At 64.8% G+C, this 17,240-nt stretch carries 17 protein-coding genes; 10 read left to right on the top strand and 7 right to left on the bottom strand.

Going from position 1 to position 17,240, the window contains the following annotated elements:
* Positions 1 to 2: 2 nt before the first annotated feature.
* Genes ACN0RC_RS10740 through sufB form a run of 5 tightly spaced genes read right to left on the bottom strand, consistent with a single transcriptional unit; the run spans position 3 to position 4,061 of the window.
* The gene (locus tag ACN0RC_RS10740; RefSeq protein ID WP_417511530.1) at positions 3 to 332 is read right to left on the bottom strand and encodes a metal-sulfur cluster assembly factor; all 330 of its coding nucleotides are present in this window, start codon (positions 330 to 332) and stop codon (positions 3 to 5) included.
* Positions 333 to 341: 9 nt separating this feature from the next.
* Positions 342 to 1,112, bottom strand: coding sequence for a Fe-S cluster assembly ATPase SufC (gene sufC / locus ACN0RC_RS10735; RefSeq protein ID WP_417511528.1), 771 nt, complete (start codon positions 1,110 to 1,112; stop codon positions 342 to 344).
* A gap of 1 nt (position 1,113) precedes the next feature.
* Positions 1,114 to 1,440, bottom strand: coding sequence for a non-heme iron oxygenase ferredoxin subunit (locus ACN0RC_RS10730; RefSeq protein WP_417511526.1), 327 nt, complete (start codon positions 1,438 to 1,440; stop codon positions 1,114 to 1,116).
* Positions 1,437 to 2,642, bottom strand: a complete 1,206-nt coding sequence (gene sufD / locus ACN0RC_RS10725) for a Fe-S cluster assembly protein SufD (protein ID WP_417511524.1) — start codon at positions 2,640 to 2,642, stop codon at positions 1,437 to 1,439. The genes ACN0RC_RS10730 and sufD overlap by 4 nt, the downstream gene beginning before the upstream one ends.
* Entirely contained in the window at positions 2,643 to 4,061 is a 1,419-nt protein-coding gene (sufB, locus tag ACN0RC_RS10720) for a Fe-S cluster assembly protein SufB (protein WP_417511522.1), read from the bottom strand.
* 231 nt (positions 4,062 to 4,292) lie between these two features.
* Here sufB and ACN0RC_RS10715 point away from each other — a divergent pair, with 231 nt between their 5' ends.
* Together ACN0RC_RS10715 and ACN0RC_RS10710 are read left to right on the top strand one after the other, a co-directional pair.
* Entirely contained in the window at positions 4,293 to 5,390 is a 1,098-nt protein-coding gene (locus ACN0RC_RS10715; protein ID WP_417511520.1) for a COX15/CtaA family protein, read from the top strand.
* Between the two features lie 45 nt (positions 5,391 to 5,435).
* Positions 5,436 to 5,876 carry a hypothetical protein gene (locus ACN0RC_RS10710; protein WP_417511518.1) on the top strand — a complete coding sequence of 147 codons (441 nt, stop codon included), beginning with the start codon at positions 5,436 to 5,438 and terminating at the stop codon, positions 5,874 to 5,876.
* On the opposite strand, the gene ACN0RC_RS10705 is transcribed toward ACN0RC_RS10710, so the two are convergent.
* Positions 5,822 to 6,742, bottom strand: a complete 921-nt coding sequence (locus tag ACN0RC_RS10705; RefSeq protein WP_417511700.1) for a heme o synthase — start codon at positions 6,740 to 6,742, stop codon at positions 5,822 to 5,824. The two genes, ACN0RC_RS10710 and ACN0RC_RS10705, sit on opposite strands and share 55 nt — an antisense overlap.
* A gap of 208 nt (positions 6,743 to 6,950) precedes the next feature.
* Here ACN0RC_RS10705 and tkt point away from each other — a divergent pair, with 208 nt between their 5' ends.
* From tkt to pgl, 6 genes are read left to right on the top strand one after another with little or no spacing between them, the layout of a single operon-like run.
* The gene (gene tkt, locus ACN0RC_RS10700; protein WP_417511516.1) at positions 6,951 to 9,047 is read left to right on the top strand and encodes a transketolase; all 2,097 of its coding nucleotides are present in this window, start codon (positions 6,951 to 6,953) and stop codon (positions 9,045 to 9,047) included.
* Positions 9,044 to 10,156, top strand: coding sequence for a transaldolase (gene tal / locus ACN0RC_RS10695; protein WP_417511515.1), 1,113 nt, complete (start codon positions 9,044 to 9,046; stop codon positions 10,154 to 10,156). Before tkt ends, tal begins: the two co-directional genes overlap by 4 nt.
* A complete protein-coding gene (locus tag ACN0RC_RS10690) occupies positions 10,153 to 11,760 on the top strand; it encodes a glucose-6-phosphate isomerase (protein WP_417511513.1) in 1,608 nt (535 codons plus the stop codon). The genes tal and ACN0RC_RS10690 overlap by 4 nt, the downstream gene beginning before the upstream one ends.
* A 27-nt stretch (positions 11,761 to 11,787) precedes the next feature.
* Complete coding sequence (gene zwf / locus ACN0RC_RS10685; RefSeq protein WP_417511511.1) at positions 11,788 to 13,335, top strand: glucose-6-phosphate dehydrogenase; 1,548 nt, start codon at positions 11,788 to 11,790, stop codon at positions 13,333 to 13,335.
* Positions 13,332 to 14,267, top strand: a complete 936-nt coding sequence (locus ACN0RC_RS10680; RefSeq protein ID WP_417511509.1) for a glucose-6-phosphate dehydrogenase assembly protein OpcA — start codon at positions 13,332 to 13,334, stop codon at positions 14,265 to 14,267. The genes zwf and ACN0RC_RS10680 overlap by 4 nt, the downstream gene beginning before the upstream one ends.
* 5 nt (positions 14,268 to 14,272) lie before the next feature.
* The gene (gene pgl / locus ACN0RC_RS10675) at positions 14,273 to 15,052 is read left to right on the top strand and encodes a 6-phosphogluconolactonase (protein ID WP_417511507.1); all 780 of its coding nucleotides are present in this window, start codon (positions 14,273 to 14,275) and stop codon (positions 15,050 to 15,052) included.
* On the opposite strand, the gene ACN0RC_RS10670 is transcribed toward pgl, so the two are convergent.
* On the bottom strand, positions 15,046 to 16,041 hold the full coding sequence (locus ACN0RC_RS10670) for a DMT family transporter (protein WP_417511698.1): 996 nt from the start codon (positions 16,039 to 16,041) through the stop codon (positions 15,046 to 15,048). The two genes, pgl and ACN0RC_RS10670, sit on opposite strands and share 7 nt — an antisense overlap.
* A 61-nt stretch (positions 16,042 to 16,102) precedes the next feature.
* Here ACN0RC_RS10670 and def point away from each other — a divergent pair, with 61 nt between their 5' ends.
* Together def and ACN0RC_RS10660 are read left to right on the top strand one after the other, a co-directional pair.
* Entirely contained in the window at positions 16,103 to 16,669 is a 567-nt protein-coding gene (def, locus tag ACN0RC_RS10665) for a peptide deformylase (RefSeq protein ID WP_417511506.1), read from the top strand.
* A gap of 24 nt (positions 16,670 to 16,693) precedes the next feature.
* Positions 16,694 to 17,209: a septum formation family protein gene (locus tag ACN0RC_RS10660; protein WP_417511504.1), complete on the top strand. Its 516-nt coding sequence runs from the start codon at positions 16,694 to 16,696 to the stop codon at positions 17,207 to 17,209.
* The last annotated feature ends 31 nt before the right edge of the window (positions 17,210 to 17,240 follow it).

The raw sequence follows: 17,240 nt of genomic DNA, 5'->3' as shown, positions 1-17,240 counted from the left end.
CGTCAGATCGCGAAGCCGAGCGCGCGCATCATGTCGCGCCCGTCGTCCGTGATCTTCTCGGGGCCCCACGGCGGCATCCACACCCAGTTGATGCGGAAGCGGTCGACGACAGAATCCAAAGCCTGCGCGGTCTGCTCTTCGAGAACATCGGTGAGCGGGCAGCCAGCGCTGGTGAGCGTCATGTGAATGACGAGGGCATCGTTCTCATCGTCCCAAGCCAGATCGTAGATCAGACCGAGGTCGACGACGTTGATCCCGAGTTCGGGATCCATGACATCTTTGAGAGCCTCGGTGACCTCTTCGAACTTCTCAGGTGCAAGAGTCGCGCTCATGTCCTCAGCCTACGCCTCAATGGGAGCAGCCGGGTCGAGGAAGCGGTCGTAGCCCTCTTCCTCGAGACGGTCGGCGAGCTCGGAGCCGCCCTCTTCAACGATCTTCCCGGCGACGATGACGTGCACGAACTCCGGGCGGATGTAGCGGAGGATGCGCGTGTAGTGCGTGATGAGAAGCACACCGAGACCGGTAGCCTCCTTCGCGCGGTTGACGCCCTCGGAAACGATCTTCAGCGCGTCGACGTCAAGACCGGAGTCGGTCTCGTCGAGAATCGCGAACTTCGGCTTGAGCACCTCGAGCTGCAGGATCTCGTGACGCTTCTTCTCACCGCCGGAGAAGCCTTCGTTGACGTTGCGCTGCGCGAACTTCGGGTCCATGCGCAGGTTCGTCATCGCGGACTTGACGTCCTTAGTCCAGGAGCGGATCGAAGGCGCTTCGCCGTCGAGCGCCGTCTTGGCGGTACGCAGGAAGTTGGTGACCGTGACGCCGGGGATCTCGACGGGGTACTGCATCGCGAGGAAGAGTCCTGCGCGTGCACGCTCGTCGACGGACATCGCCAGGACGTCGTCGCCGTCGAAGGTGATCGTTCCACCGGTGACGGTGTACTTCGGGTGGCCCGCGATCGTGTATGCGAGCGTGGACTTGCCCGAGCCGTTGGGGCCCATGATGGCGTGGGTCTCACCGGTCTTCATGGTGAGGTTGATTCCGTTGAGGATCGGGGTCGACCCGGTCTCGGTCTCGACCGAGACATGCAGGTCGCGGATTTCAAGAACAGACATTTCAGACTTCCTTCGTCACAGTCGGATCAATGAGCACGTCGTCGCCGTCGATCGTGACGACGTAGACCGGAACGGGCTCATAAGCGGGGAGATTCCGGGGGATGCCGGTGAGCAACGAGAACTGCGAGCCGTGGGCCCAGCATTCCAGCGTGTCGCCTTCGACGAATCCTTCGGAGAGCGAGATCGCACCGTGGGTGCAGGTATCGCCGATCGCGTGGATCTCATCATTCGAGTCCTTGACGATGGCGATCGGCACGCCGTCGAGCTCAACGCGCAACGGCGTGTCCTGCTCGAGCTCGCTTGCACTGCAGGCGCGCTGAGCGGTCATGCACTCACCGCCGTGAGTTCGGTGTCGATCGCTGCGAGCAGCTCCTCTTCCAGAGCGGGGATGCCGAGGCGCTGCACGACATCGCTGAGGAAGCCGAGAACCACCAGACGGCGGGCCTCTTCTTCATCGATGCCACGAGTCTGCAGGTAGAACAGCTGCTCGTCGTCGAAACGACCGGTCGCACTGGCGTGACCTGCGCCGAGGATGTCACCGGTCTTGATCTCGAGGTTCGGGATCGAGTCAGCGCGTGCGCCCTCGGTGAGCACCAGGTTGCGGTTCGCTTCGTACGAGTCGGTGCCGGTGGCATCCGCACCGATGAGCACGTCGCCGATCCACACGCTGTGTGCCTTCTCGCCCTGCAGTGCGCCCTTGTAAAGAACATCGCCGATCGTGTGAGCGCCCTTGTGGTGCAGGTAGACCTGGCTCTCCAGGTGCTGTCCTGCGTCGGCATAGCTCAGCCCGTACATGCGTCCTTCGGAGCCCGTACCCGAAAGCTCGAGGTTCGGGTTCACTCGAACAATGCCGCCGCCGAAGCTGATGACGAAGTGCTTGAGGAGTGCATCCTTGTCGACACGAGCCTGGTGGGATGCTGCGTGAACCGCGTCATCTTCCCAGCGCTGCACGCTGATGACTGTCAGACGTGAGCCACCTCGGGCGAGGATCTCAACGTTCTGCGCATACTGCGCTGACCCGAGGTGGCGCAGCACGACCGTCGCTGAGCTGTTCTCGAGTGCTTCGATGACGATGTGCGCGTCGGCGCGACGGTCAGCACCTTGACCTGTGATCGTGATGAACACGGGCTCGGCAACTTCTTCATCGCGCGGGATGCGCACGTGCATGCCTGCATCGGTACCCTGCCATGCGACAGCGGAGACGATGTCCTCCGGAACGAAGAACTCTCCCCGTGGTGCGTCACCGGCAGCGAGTGGAGCGGCGATGAACTGCGTGCCGCTCTCGATCTCGTACGTGACGCCGTCGTTCTGCTCAGCGGTGCTGAACAGGGGCGTCAGCTGTGCGACGGGAGTGTGCTTCCAGTTGACCTCGCGGCCCGTGGGCGTGCCGAAGTCGTCAGGGTCGAAGGAGCGCGGACGCTCCGAACGGGTCTGAACCGGAATAAAACCGGAGTTCGCCAGCTGAGCCGCCGGGTCGATGTGCGCGTTCGTGTGCTGCGCCTCTGCGGGCGCGGTAGCCTGGGCCGCCATTTAGCCGACCGATCCTTCCATGCCCATTTCGATGAGCTTGTTCAACTCCATGGCGTATTCCATCGGCAGTTCGCGTGCGATCGGCTCGATGAAGCCGCGCACGATCATCGCCATCGCCTCGGTCTCTTCCAAACCGCGCGACTGCAGGTAGAAGAGCTGCTCCGCACTGACCTTCGAGACCGTGGCCTCATGGCCGAGCTGCACGTCGTCGACGCGGATATCGATCGACGGGTAGGTGTCGGAGCGCGACTTCGTGTCGATCAGAAGCGCGTCGCAGACGACGGAGTTGGCCGAATGGTGAGCGGCCGGATCCACGCGGACCTCGCCGCGGTATGCTGAACGGCCGCCACCGCGCGCGATCGACTTCGAGACGATCGACGACTGCGTGTACGGCGCCATGTGGACCATCTTCGCGCCGGCATCCTGGTGCTGTCCGGGGCCCGCGAATGCGACCGAGAGCGTCTCGCCCTTGGCGTGCTCGCCCATCAAGTAAATCGACGGGTACTTCATCGTGACCTTGGAGCCGATGTTGCCGTCGACCCACTCCATGGTGGCGCCCTCGTGAGCGACTGCACGCTTGGTGACGAGGTTGTAGACGTTGTTCGACCAGTTCTGAATCGTCGTGTAGCGAACGCGAGCGTTCTTCTTGACGATGATCTCGACCACAGCGGAGTGCAGCGAGTCCGACTTGTAGATCGGGGCGGTGCAGCCCTCGATGTAGTGGACGTAGCTGTCCTCGTCGGCGATGATCAGGGTGCGCTCGAACTGCCCCATGTTCTCGGTGTTGATGCGGAAGTACGCCTGCAGCGGGATCTCGACGTGAACGCCCTTGGGCACGTACACGAAGGAGCCGCCCGACCAGACGGCGGTGTTGAGAGCTGCGAACTTGTTGTCCCCGGTGGGGATCACTGTGCCGAAGTACTCTTCGAAGAACTCGGGGTGCTCGCGAAGCGCAGTGTCGGTGTCCATGAAGATGACACCCTGCTGCTCGAGGTCCTCACGGATCTGGTGGTACACGACCTCGGACTCGTACTGTGCCGCAACGCCGGCGACGAGGCGCTGACGCTCAGCCTCAGGAATACCGAGCTTCTCGTAGGTGTCGCGGATCTCGGCCGGAAGATCTTCCCAGGACTGTGCCTGCTTCTCGGTGGACCGGACGAAGTATTTGATGTTGTCGAAGTCGATGTCGCTGAGGTCAGCGCCCCAGGTGGGCATCGGCTTGCGCCCGAACAGCTGCAGGCCCTTCAGGCGAGTCTTCAGCATCCACTCGGGCTCGCTCTTGAGAGCTGAGATTCCGCGGACGACGTCCTCGGAGAGTCCGCGTTTCGCGATAGCACCGGCGGCGTCTTCATCGTGCCAGCCGAATTCGTACACCCCCAGACCATCGAGCTCTGGACGGTCGATCAGCACATCGGACATCACACTCTCCTCGTTGGACCCAAACGGTGTCATCCGCCCCGACACGTCGAATCACATCTGTGGCGATGTGCTTCGGTGCCGCTGGTGGGCCTCATCACGGACGCGATCTTCGCGCCTAAACTGTTAACGGTGCTTTCTCGCCAAGCGGGCATGCATCGCAACAATCCGATTCTACAGGTTCCCCTGACATCCGGGCCGTGTCCGCGTGTCCAGGCGCGGACCGGAGGACACATGCCCGAGATCGTCGCCCCCGATGTCCGTTCTGCTCGAAAGGGACAGCCATCGGCCGTCATCGGTCGTCCGCTGCGTGTGTTCGCCTGGCTGTCGTTCATCGCCGAAGTGATCATCATCGGCACGGGTGGCGCGGTGCGCCTCACCGGCTCGGGTCTCGGCTGCTCGGATTGGCCGCTGTGCACCCCTGAATCGCTCGTGCCGATCTACGAGGTGCAGGGAATCCACGGCCTCATCGAGTTCGGCAACCGCACCATGACCGGCCTCGTCGGTCTCCTCGCCATCGCGGTTCTGCTGCTCACTCTGCATGCGGTGGGCGGGCGCCGCTCGTTGCGGGCGGCACTCTGGTTCGCTCTCGCGGGCATCGTCACGGGCGTCGTCTTCTATGCGGTGGCCCTGCCTTTCACCGATGAGGCCTTCCCGTTCTTCACGCTCGGCCTGATCCTGGTCACGATCCTGGGCGCCGTGCACTCGCTGCGCATCACCTCCACCCGTCGTGATCTGACGACACTGGCGTGGATCGTGCTGATCGGCGTCGTCGCGCAGGCCTTCGTCGGCGGCATCACTGTACTTACCGGGCTCAATCCGTTCATCGTCGGATTCCATTACGCTTCCTCGCTCGCGCTCGTGTGCGTGACCGCGGCATTCCTCGTGCGCATGAGAGAGCCGGACGTGCAGCGCGTCAGCGTGGTTCCGCGCTGGTTCGCCGCGCTCTCGCACTTGACGGGACTCGCCCTGGCAGCGACGATCTTCTTCGGCGTGCTGACGACCGGCTCCGGCCCGCACTCCGGCGACGCCAACGTCATCAGGGACGGGTTCGACGCGACCGTGCTCGCGCACGTGCACTCGTGGCCCGGCTACATCCTCGCCGGGCTCATCGCCGCCCTGCTCATCTCCGCCTGGATGCTGCGACTTCAGCCGCGATACTGGCTCACCGTCCTTGCGATCGTCGTGGCAGTGCAGATCTTCGTCGGCGTCTGGCAGGCGCGGGAGGGGCTGCCAGCGCTTCTCGTCGGCATCCACATGGTTCTCGCATCGCTGTCGGCTGCGGCCTACACGGTCGTCGTTCTTCGGCTGAAGCGCCCAGCCCGCCCATAGCGCGCACATCGCTTCTGCATCAGAAGGGTGTGGATGCTGGCGGGCATGAAGAATACGTCCCTCTCGCGCAGCATCCCTTACTGGCTTCTCCTGGCACTCTCGCTCGTCGCCGCGTTCGTCGGCGGCTGGCTCGTCTTGGACAACACGAGCACCATGCAACGGACCCTTCTCGACGGCAGCGCGACCAACATCGAGGTCTACGTCGGGCAGGCATGGATCACAGCCGGCGCCGCGATCCTCGCAGCGGGCATCATCGGGGTCCTTCTCACACTCGGCCTCGCGGCGGTGAAGGCGATTGTGGCCCCGCGCACTCCCGCGACTGTCGCAGAGATCGACCGAGGCGCTGAGAACGAATTCTCAACGCCGGAAGAGGCGCCAGAGCTCGAAGATGCGCCAGAGGCAGAAGAAGCGCCAGCGTTCGAAGATTCGGATCAGAACGGCAGCAGCGGGTCGATCGCGACCGCCACGAAGATCAGCGTCAAGTAAGTGATCGATGCGTGGAACACACGCATCGGACGCGGATTCGAGCCTCGCACCGCCTGGTCATACAGGCGGTGCGACTCGTAGATGAACCAGCCGCCGAAGACGAGAGCGGAAACCGTGTACACCAGCCCCATGCCTGCGACGGGGATCAGCAGCAACGAGCACGCCACGGTGGCCCACGCGTAGAGGATCACCTGGAGGCCGACCTGAGATGCGTTGCGAGTCACCCCGAGCATGGGAACGTCCGCGCCGGAGTAGTCATCGCGGTACTTCATCGACAGCGGCCAGTAGTGCGCCGGAGTCCACAGGAAAATGAGCACGAACAGCACGATGGCCGGCCATGCCACATCGCCGGTGACAGCGGACCAGCCGATGACGACGGGGAAGCATCCAGCGATTCCACCCCAGATGATGTTCTGCTCGGTACGGCGCTTGAGGATCAGCGTGTAGATCACCACGTAGAAGAAGATCGCGGCGACCGAAAGCGAAGCAGTCAGCAGGTTGGTCGTCGCGAGCAGCCAGAGGGTCGATGCGACGGCGAGCACCCACGAGAAGATCAGCGCAGCGCGCGGTGTGACCTGGCCGGTGATGATGGGACGGTTCTGCGTCCGATGCATGTGCGCATCCATGTCGCGGTCGATGTACATGTTGAACGATGCGGCAGAACCGGCGCTCATCGCGCCGCCGATGACCGTGGCAAGCACGAGCCAGAGATTCGGCATGCCGCCCGCAGCGAGGAACATGACAGGCACGGTCGACACAAGCAGAAGCTCAAGGACACGCGGCTTCGTCAGTGCGACATAAGCCTTGATCGTCTGACCGATCGACTTCTTCACCGCCGTCGGCTGGGACATGGTCGAGATACCGATCGCCTCCTCCGCACGCGCTGTGACAACCTCTCCAGTCTAATGCAGGCCATCTGCACCGGTATGCAAGAGAACGAAATGTCGTATCGACACCATCGGCACGACGCTAAGCTGAAAATCACTCGCGCGCCCGGCGCTGTGCATTTTTCCCCGACGACGCGGAACGCTATGGAATTGGGCGCCCTCGTAAGTTGTTGGAAAGGGCATAACCGTGACCGAACTGCAGTGGGAAGAGATCGACCGACGCGCCGTGGATACCGCGCGAATTCTTGCGGCGGATGCCGTGCAGAAGGTCGGTAACGGTCACCCAGGCACCGCAATGAGCCTCGCGCCCGTTGCGTACTTGCTCTATCAGCGTGTGCTCCGCCACGACCCGAACGACACCGACTGGCTGGGCCGCGATCGATTCGTCCTCTCGGTCGGTCACTCCTCGCTCACTCAGTACGTGCAGCTCTACCTCGGCGGGTTCGGCCTGGAGCTGAGCGACCTCGAAGCGCTGCGCACCTGGGGATCACTCACGCCTGGGCACCCTGAGTACGGCCACACCAAGGGCGTGGAGATCACCACCGGTCCCCTCGGCCAGGGCCTCGCCTCCGCGGTCGGCTTCGCCTATGCCGCACGCTACGAGCGCGGTCTGTTCGACCCCGAGGCCGCCGCGGGCACGAGCCCGTTCGATCACTTCGTGTACGTCATCGCCGGAGATGGCGATCTGCAGGAAGGCGTCACCAGCGAGGCTTCCTCGCTGGCCGGCCACCAGCAGCTCGGCAACCTGATCGCGATCTACGACTCGAACCGCATCTCGATCGAGGGCGACACAGACGTCGCATTCACCGAGGATGTCGCCGCCCGTTACCGTTCGTACGGCTGGCAGGTGCTCGAGGTCGACTGGACTCGCACCGGTGCGTACATCGAAGATGCTCAGGAACTCTTCGACGCGATCGAGACTGGCAAGGCAGAGACGGAGAAGCCGACCCTGGTCATCCTCAAGACGATCATCGGCTACCCGGCCCCGAACAAGGCCGGCACAGAGACGGTGCATGGCAACGCGCTGGGCGCCGACGAGGTCGCCGCGACCAAGGAGGTCCTCGGGTTCGACCCGAAGAAGAGCTTCGTCGTCGAGGACGCCGTCATCGCGCACACCCGCGAACTCGCCTCGCGTGCGGCAGAGGCTCGTGCGGCCTGGCAGGCCGACTTCGATGCCTGGGCAGCGGCGAACCCCGAGAACAAGGCTCTCCTCGATCGCCTCGAGGCACAGGCTCTGCCCGAGGGCCTCGAGAAGGCCCTGCCCGCATTCGAGGGCGGCACCGAGGTGTCCACGCGCGCAGCATCCGGCAAGGTCATCAATGCCCTCGCACCCGAGCTCCCCGAGCTGTGGGGCGGTTCCGCCGACCTCGCAGGATCCAACAACACCACCATCGCCGGTGCGAAGTCGTTCATCCCCACCGAGTGGACGACCGACGAATGGTCGGGCAGCCCGTACGGTCGCGTGCTGCACTTCGGCATCCGTGAGCACGCGATGGGAGCGATCCTCAACGGCATCACGCTGCACGGCAAGACTCGCTCCTTCGGCGGCACGTTCCTGATCTTCAGCGACTACATGCGTCCCGCTGTCCGCCTGGCCGCGCTGATGAACATTCCGAGCATCTTCGTGTGGACCCACGACTCCGTGGCCCTGGGCGAGGACGGCCCCACCCACCAGCCGATCGAGCAGCTCGCAACGCTCCGCGCGATCCCCAACTTCACTGTCGTGCGCCCCGCGGACGGCAATGAGACGGCCGCCGCGTGGCTGGAGATCCTCCGTCGCCACGGGGGCCCGACCGGTCTCGCCCTGACCCGCCAGAACGTGCCGAACTTCGTGCGCGGCGAAGGCGCAGCATCCGGTGATGCATTCGCGTCGGCCGAGAACACCGCCAAGGGTGCATACGTGCTCGCCGAGGCACCGGGCGGCACCCCGGACGTCATCCTCATCGCCACCGGATCCGAAGTGCAGCTCGCGGTTGCCGCTCGCGAGACGCTCGCTGGCGAGGGCATCAACGCTCGCGTCGTCTCGGCTCCGTCGTTGGAGTGGTTCGACGAGCAGGATGCCGCGTACCGTGAGTCCGTCCTGCCGAAGGGCGTCAAGGCCCGCGTCTCGGTCGAAGCGGGCTCTGCGCTCAGCTGGCGCGGCATCGTCGGCGACACCGGCCGCTCCATCGCAATCGATCACTTCGGTGCATCCGCCGATTACAAGACACTGTTCCAGAAGTTCGGCATCACCGCCGAAGCCGTCGTCGAGGCGGCCCGCGAGACCATCAAGGAGAACGCATGAGCACCCCCACCTCTCAGCTTCACGACGCCGGCGTCAGCATCTGGCTGGACGACCTCTCGCGCACCCGCATCAACTCGGGAAACCTCGCCGAGCTGATCGAGTCCCGCAACGTCACCGGTGTCACCACGAACCCGACGATCTTCGCGAACGCGATCACCGACAAGAACGACACGTCGTACGACGCACAGGTCGCTGAGCTTGCCGCCTCCGGCGCGACCGCAGAAGAAGCGGTGTTCGCCGCGACCACGCAGGATGTCGGCGCAGCGCTCGACATCTTCCGCCCGGTCTGGGAGGCTTCCGGCCACGTCGACGGTCGCGTATCGATCGAGGTCTCCCCCGACCTCGCACACGACACCGACGGCACCGTCGCGCAGGCGAAGGAGCTGTGGGCCAAAATCGATCGCCCGAACCTGCTGGTGAAGATTCCGGCCACCAAGGCAGGGCTTCCCGCCATCGCGCAGGCGATCGGTGCAGGCATCAGCGTCAACGTCACGCTCATCTTCAGCCTGGAGCGCTACGCAGAGGTCATCGACGCGTACCTGACCGGGCTGGAGACCGCGAAGGCCGCCGGCATCGATCTGTCCACGATCGAGTCCGTTGCCTCCTTCTTCGTCTCGCGCGTCGACACCGAGACCGACAAGCGCCTTGCGGCGATCGGCACCGATGAGGCACTGGCGCTGAAGAGCAAGGCGGGCCTTGCGAACGCCCGTCTCGCATACGAGCTGTTCGAGAAGACCTTCGCCGACGACCGCGCAAAGGCTCTCCTGGACGCCGGTGCGAACCTGCAGCGCCCGCTGTGGGCCTCCACGGGTGTCAAGGATCCCGCCCTGCCCGACACGCTCTACGTCACCGAGCTGGTCGCCAAGGGCGTTGTGAACACCATGCCCGAGAAGACTCTCGAGGCCACCTTCGACCACGGCGTCATCGGCGGCGACACGATCACCGCGGGCTACGAAGAGGCCCGCGAGGTCTTCACGGGCCTCGAGAAGGTCGGCGTCGACTTCGCCGATGTCACCCAGGTGCTCGAGGACGAGGGCGTTGCCAAGTTCATCGATTCCTGGCATGACCTGCTCGCGCAGGTCGCAGAAGGTCTCAAGGCTCAGCGATGACCTTCTCCATCCATGCCTCCGGTGCGGCGAAAGCCGCCATCGAAGACGTTGTCCCGCACCTCGTCGACGAACTCGTCGCCTCGCGCCTCACCGCCTTCGATTCGACCCTGTGGGGTGCAGATGCTGAAGAAGAGGCATCCAAGCGCCTGGGCTGGGTCGAGGCGGTCTCGCTTTCGCGCCCGCTCGTGGCCGAGATCGTCGCCCTGCGCGACGAGCTCCGCGCCGCGGGCGTGCGCCGCGTCGTGCTCGCGGGCATGGGTGGATCCTCTCTTGCGCCCGAGGTCATCGCGCAGACCGCAGGTGTGCCGCTGACGATCCTCGATTCGACTGCCCCCGGCCAGGTGCTCGCGGCGCTGGATGAGGAGCTGGCAGAGACAGTCCTGGTCGTGTCGTCGAAGTCCGGCTCCACGATCGAGACCGACTCGCAGCGGCGTACCTTCGAGACGGCGTTCCGCGACATCGGCATCGACCCGGTCGGGCGGATCGTCGTCGTCACCGATCCCGGCTCTCCCTTGGACATCTCCGCGCGCGAAGCCGGTTACCGGGTCTTCAATGCAGACCCGAACGTCGGCGGCCGCTACTCGGCGCTCACCGCGTTCGGTCTTGTGCCGTCTGGACTCGCCGGCGTCGACATCGACGAGCTCCTCGACGAGGCCGAGGCGACGCTGCTGCAGGTGGCAATCGACCAGGCCGACAACCCCGCACTCCGGCTGGGAGCGGCGATCGCCGCAACACAGCCGCGGCGCGACAAGCTCGGTCTCGTCACCGACGGCACCCACATCGTGGGGCTCCCGGACTGGATCGAGCAGTTGGTCGCGGAATCGACGGGAAAGAACGGCACGGGCATCCTGCCCGTCGTCCTGCTGCCCGTCTCGCCTGAACTCGACCAGCTGCCGGATGACCTGCAGATCGTGCGCCTGGTCGATGACGCGAACCAGTTCCACCTCAGCGAACGCCACCAGGGCGAGATCCTCGTCAGCGGCTCGCTCGGGGCGAGCTTCATCGTGTGGGAGTACGCCACAGCGATCGCTGGCCGACTCCTCGGCATCAACCCCTTCGACCAGCCCGATGTCGAATCGGCGAAGGTCGCCGCACGTGGTCTTCTCGACTCCCGCCCCGAGGCCGTTGCCCCGGCATTCGTCCAGAACGGAATCGAGGTGCGCGCCTCGGATGCCGCACTCACGGAGTCGGGCGACATCGAAGCCGTCATGGATGCGCTGTGGGCACGTCTTCCCGAAGACGGCTACGTTGCGATCCAGGCCTACGTGAATCGCATCGAGATTCCGCAGCTGCAGGGTCTTCGCGAGCTGGTCGCCGCTGATTGCGGACGACCGACCACGTTCGGCTGGGGTCCGCGCTTTCTGCATTCGACCGGCCAGTATCACAAGGGCGGACCCGAGCAGGGAGTCTTCCTGCAGATCCTCGAGCGCACAGACGTGGATCTCGAGATCCCCGGACGTCCGTTCACCTATGGTCAGCTCATCCAGGCTCAGGCGATCGGAGACGCAGCGGTACTCGCGGAACACGGTCGCCCCGTCGTGACGTTGACCATTACAGACGACTCGGCTGACGTACTCACTCTTTTCGAAGCCGCCCAGAAATAATCCTTCCACCTGGAGCATCCCCCACCGATGACCGTTCCCGTATCACGCGGCCACAACCCGCTGCGCGACCCCGATGACCGCCGTCTCAATCGAATCGCAGGACCCAGTGCCCTGGTGATCTTCGGTGTGACCGGCGACCTGTCCCGCAAGAAGCTCATGCCCGCGGTCTACGACCTGGCCAACCGTGGCCTGCTGCCACCCGGGTTCGCGCTCGTCGGGTTCGCCCGGCGTGACTGGGAGGACCAAGACTTCGCGGAGGTGGTCTACGACGCCGTCAAGGAGCACGCCCGCACCGAGTTCCGCGAAGAGACCTGGCAGCAGCTCCTGCAGGGCATCCGTTTCGTCTCCGGGGAGTTCGACAACCCTGACTCGTTCGCGAAGCTCCGCGAGACCGTCGAGAAGCTCGACGTCGAACGAGGCACGATGGGCAACCACGCCTATTACCTGTCGATCCCACCGAAGTCCTTCCCGCTGGTCGCCAAGCAGCTCAAGGAGTCCGGCCTGGTCGGCGATGACCGCGGCGAAGACCGCTGGCGTCGCGTCGTGATCGAGAAGCCCTTCGGCAACGACCTCGAATCCGCACGTGCGCTGAACGAGGCTCTCGAGGTGGCATTCCCGGCAGATTCGATCTTCCGCATCGATCACTACCTCGGCAAAGAGACGGTGCAGAACATCCTCGCGCTGCGCTTCGCCAACGCGCTGTACGAGCCGATCTGGAACCGCAACTTCGTCGACCACGTGCAGATCACGATGGCCGAGGACATCGGCGTCGGCGGACGCGCCGGATACTACGACGGTATCGGCGCCGCGCGCGACGTGATCCAGAACCACCTCCTCCAGCTGCTCGCCCTCACGGCGATGGAGGAGCCCATCAGTCTCTCCGCCGAGAACCTGCGCGCAGAGAAGGAGAAGGTCCTCGCGGCGGTGAAGCTCCCAGAAGACCTGTCTCTCGCCACTGCCCGCGGGCAGTACGCAGGCGGCTGGCAGGGTGGTCAGCAGGTCGACGGGTTCCTCGAAGAGGACGGCATGAACCCGGCCTCGGTCACCGAGACCTATGCGGCCATCAAGCTCGAGATCGCCAACCGCCGCTGGGCTGGTGTGCCGTTCTACCTGCGTAGCGGAAAGCGCCTCGGCCGGCGCGTCACCGAGATCGCCGTGGTCTTCAACCGGGCCCCCGAGCACCTGTTCGGACGCGGAAATGCCGCTGAGCTCGGCCAGAACGCACTGGTCATCCGCGTTCAGCCCGATGAGGGCGTCACGATCCGGTTCGGTTCCAAGGTTCCCGGCACCGGCACGAACGTGCGCGACGTGACGATGGACTTCGGTTACGGTCATGCTTTCACCGAGGCCAGCCCGGAGGCATACGAACGCCTCATCCTGGACGTGCTGCTGGGAGACCCGCCTCTGTTCCCCCGCCACGAGGAGGTCGAGCTCAGCTGGAAGATCCTCGACCCGGTAGAGCAGTACTGGGCCGGCGAGGGCGGCCCTCTGGAGCAGTACGCCCCCGGTTCCTGGGGCCCGGAATCCGCTGACGCGCTTCTTGCCCGCGACGGACGAGTTTGGAGACGCCCGTGATCATCGATCTTCCCGACACCACAGTCAGCAAGGTTGCAAAGCAGCTTGTGAAGGTGCGCGAAGAGGGCGGCGCCGTCGCTCTCGGCCGCGTGCTGACACTCGTCATCTCGGCGCGCAACGGCGTCGCAGAGGCAGCGATCGACGCGGCCAACGATGCCTCGCGCGAGCACCCGATGCGTGTCATCGTGGTGACCACAGGCGAAGGCGAAGCACACATCGACGCGCAGATCCGTATCGGCGGAGATGCCGGGGCGAGCGAAGTCATCGTGCTGAGGGCCTACGGCGACGCAGCGAGCAACGAGGAGAGCCTCATCACCGGGCTGCTGCTTCCCGACGCACCGGTTGTCGCATGGTGGCCGGATGAGGCACCTTCTGACCCGGCATCCTCACCGCTGGGGAAGATCGCGCAGCGTCGGATCACCGATGCCGCGACCTCACCCGACGTGCGCGATCGGCTCTCCCTCCGGGGACGCACCCACGCACCCGGCGACACGGACCTGGCATGGACCAGGCTCACGCACTGGCGTGAGCAGCTGGCCGCCGTCCTTGACCAGCCCCCGTTCGAAGCCGTGACTGCGGTCGACGTGCGAGGCGCTGCCGGATCACCATCCACCGCCCTGCTGGCAGCATGGCTGCAGCTCGCGCTGCAGGTGCCTGTTCGCTGGTCGTACGAGAACCCGGAGCGCTGGTCCGAGGGAATCAAGTCGGTGCGTCTCAGCCGTGCAAGCGGCGACATCCTGCTGGAGCGCACCGAGCCCGGCGTGGCGGTGCTCACCCAGCCCGACCAGCCTGATCACGACCTGGTGCTCCCGCGCCGCACGCTGCGCGAATGCCTTGCCGAAGAGCTGCGCCGGCTCGACCCCGATGTGCTCTATGGCCGTGTGATCACCGCAGGCTGGGAACAGCTGGGGCCACCCGAGGCGGTAGCCTGAAGCGCATGAAGGCAGGATCCGCTGAGAAGCTCGTCGTCGTCGAGCCGACTCCGGCAGCCGTCGCTGCCCGAGTCGCCGACCGGTTCCTCACCCGCGTGAAGGCGCGCACTCGCAATGGTCGCATCGCCCACATCGCCCTCACCGGCGGGTCGATGGGACCTGCGGTGCTGCAGTCCGTGGCAGCGCATGCGAAGGTTGCGCAGATCGATTGGTCTCTGGTGCACTTCTGGTGGGGCGATGAGCGCTTCGTCGCCCGAGAATCTGCCGATCGAAACGCGTTGCAGTCGCGAAACGCGCTCTTGAACCACATCTCTGTTCCTGCCGAGAACGTGCATGAGGCCCCTGCGTCCGACAGCGGGCTCACCCTCGACGAGGCTGCCGCCGCATACGCGGCAGAACTCGCGCGGTTCGGCACGGAGGATGAGCCATGGCCGTCATTCGCGGTGTGCTTCCTCGGTGTCGGACCTGACGGTCATATCGCATCGCTCTTCCCCGATCGCACGGAAGTCACTGAAACGGATGCCTCGGTGTTGCCAGTGCGCGACTCTCCGAAGCCGCCATCGGAGCGGGTAACCCTCACCCGGCCCGTCATCAACTCGTCGAAGCGCGTGTGGCTCGTACTGACCGGCGCAGACAAGGCCTCGGCGCTCGGGCTCGCGCTCGCGGGTGCGAGTTATACGAACGTGCCTGCGGCGGGGGCCAAGGGGCGCAAGCGCACGATCTTCTTCGTCGATGAGGCCGCAGCTGCTGAGGTCGCAGAGGACCTCATCGATCAGGCTTACTGACCGTTCTCGGAGCTCGTCGACGATCCTGGCGCCCCGTTGCTTCCACGCGTGATCCCGAGGTCCTGGCTGTCGCTGAGCACCTGCGGGTGGTACCGGGCTAGACCGACCACTCCCCATACCGCGACAGCACCGATCACGACGAACGAGACCACCACCCACGCGGGTGCTGCTGCGGCTTCACCGAGCACGACGATGCCGATGATCACTGCGACGAGCGGATCGACCACGGTCAGGCCGGCGATGACGAGGTCCGGCGGGCCCGAACTGTAAGCAGTCTGCACGAAGTACGCGCCGACAACCGTCGCCGCGATGAGAGCGACCACGCAGATCAGAGTCAACCAGTCGAAGTTCTCGGCCTGCACGCGCTTGATGATCGCCTTGGCGAGGGTCGCGACGAATCCGTACAGGACGCCGGCGCCGATCACGTAGAACAGTGCCCGCATCCGGTGTCGCAGAATCAGCCAACAGGCCCCGAGAACGACGATCACAAGCACCAGCGCCGCGAGAATAACGAAGAGGTTCTGCGTCGTCACGTCCTTCTCTGTGGCGAAGATCGCCGCAAGGAACACGAACAGGAAGATCCCACCCACGCAGGCGATGATCGACGTGACGGACTTCCTCGTCGGAGAGTGCCCGGACACGCGCGCATTCAGAAGTGTGGTGATGACCAGCGCGATCGCCCCGAGCGGCTGCACCACGATCAGAGGAGCAACAGCGAGAGCCGCGAGCTGGAAGATGATCGCGAGGCCGAGCAGGAGTGTGCCGATCAGCCATGAAGGCCGCGTGAGGAGCCCCTTGACCTGGCGTGCGCTGAGCCCCGCCGCACCGTTCGCACCGCTGAGTCGTTCGACTTTGGTGACGCCGCGATGCTGGTACTGTGCGCCGAACGACATGCAGACGGCGCCGGCGAGAGCGAGCGGAATGCCCAGCAGGAGCGCGGGGTTCTGGAAAGCCCCGACCAGCTGATCGCTGACTTCATCAACTGACATCCACACCTCGGGGCTCACACTAAAACCCTACCTGCCTATCCGCGGACAGTAGTGTTGTGGCGTGGCTGTTCTTCCGATTCGCATCATGGGCGATCCCGTCCTGCACTCCCCCGCATCCGAGGTCGATGAGATCACGGATGAGATCCGTCGGCTCGTCGCCGACATGTTCGAGACGATGGATGCCGCTCCCGGCGTCGGACTCGCGGCCCCGCAGGTCGGTGAACCGCTGAGGATCTATACCTACGCGTACGTGGACGACGACGACCAGCCGTGGCGCGGCGTAATCATCAACCCGGTGCTGTGGATGTCACCTCCGGAGCCTGGATCACCCGATCCCGACGAGGAGTCCGAGGGCTGCCTGTCCGTGCCGGGTGAGAGGTTCCCACTTCGCCGGGCGGATCGCGTTCTGGTGACGGGCATCGACCTCGACGACACCGCAGTGCGCATCGAAGTCGATGGCTGGCGCGCGCGGATCATGCAGCATGAGTTCGATCATCTCGACGGCATCCTGTACGTGGACCGGCTCTCTGACAGCGACTGGAAGACCGTTCAGAAGATCGCGCGCAAGCGCGGCTGGGGACGGCCGGGCGCACAGTGGATGCCCGGTGTCGACAACCTGGAAGGCTGAGCCCAGATACACATGACGCGTCGAATGGCCATAGTGGGATCGGCTCTCGTGCTGAGTCTCGCACTGAGCGGCTGCAGCATGCTGGCGGACATCATCGGTGACGACAGCGACCCCCAGCGGAACGCAGACAACCAGGTCACCGAAGATGCACGCATCGACATCTTCTCGCTGTCAGTGAGTGACTGCATACCTGCATTCGACTCGGCCGGTGACATCACGCAGATCGACGTGGTGCCGTGTGCAGATCCGCACAGCGACGAGGTGTTCTTCGAGTTCGAGCTCACGACCGACCACCTGCCCGCCGAAGAAGAGATGCTGACGGAGATCGAAGCACAGTGCGTACCGGCGTTCGCTGAGTTCGTCGGCACGGACTACTTCGAATCGGCTCTCGCGCTCCGGTGGATAACTCCGACAGAAGACACCTGGACCCAGGCGAACGACCGTCTGGTCCAGTGCATGATCTACGAACCGGATCCGAAGGACACGACCGGGATGACAGCGCTCGACGTGACCGGTTCCTTCAAGGGCTCGGCGCGCTGAACTCTTCCGCTCAACGCAGAAGGCCCCATCC

Source organism: Microbacterium sp. (assembly GCF_048259935.1).
Lineage (GTDB): Bacteria > Actinomycetota > Actinomycetes > Actinomycetales > Microbacteriaceae > Microbacterium.
Note: the sequence above shows the minus strand (reverse complement) of the source record. Positions and strands in the feature narration are given on the sequence as shown.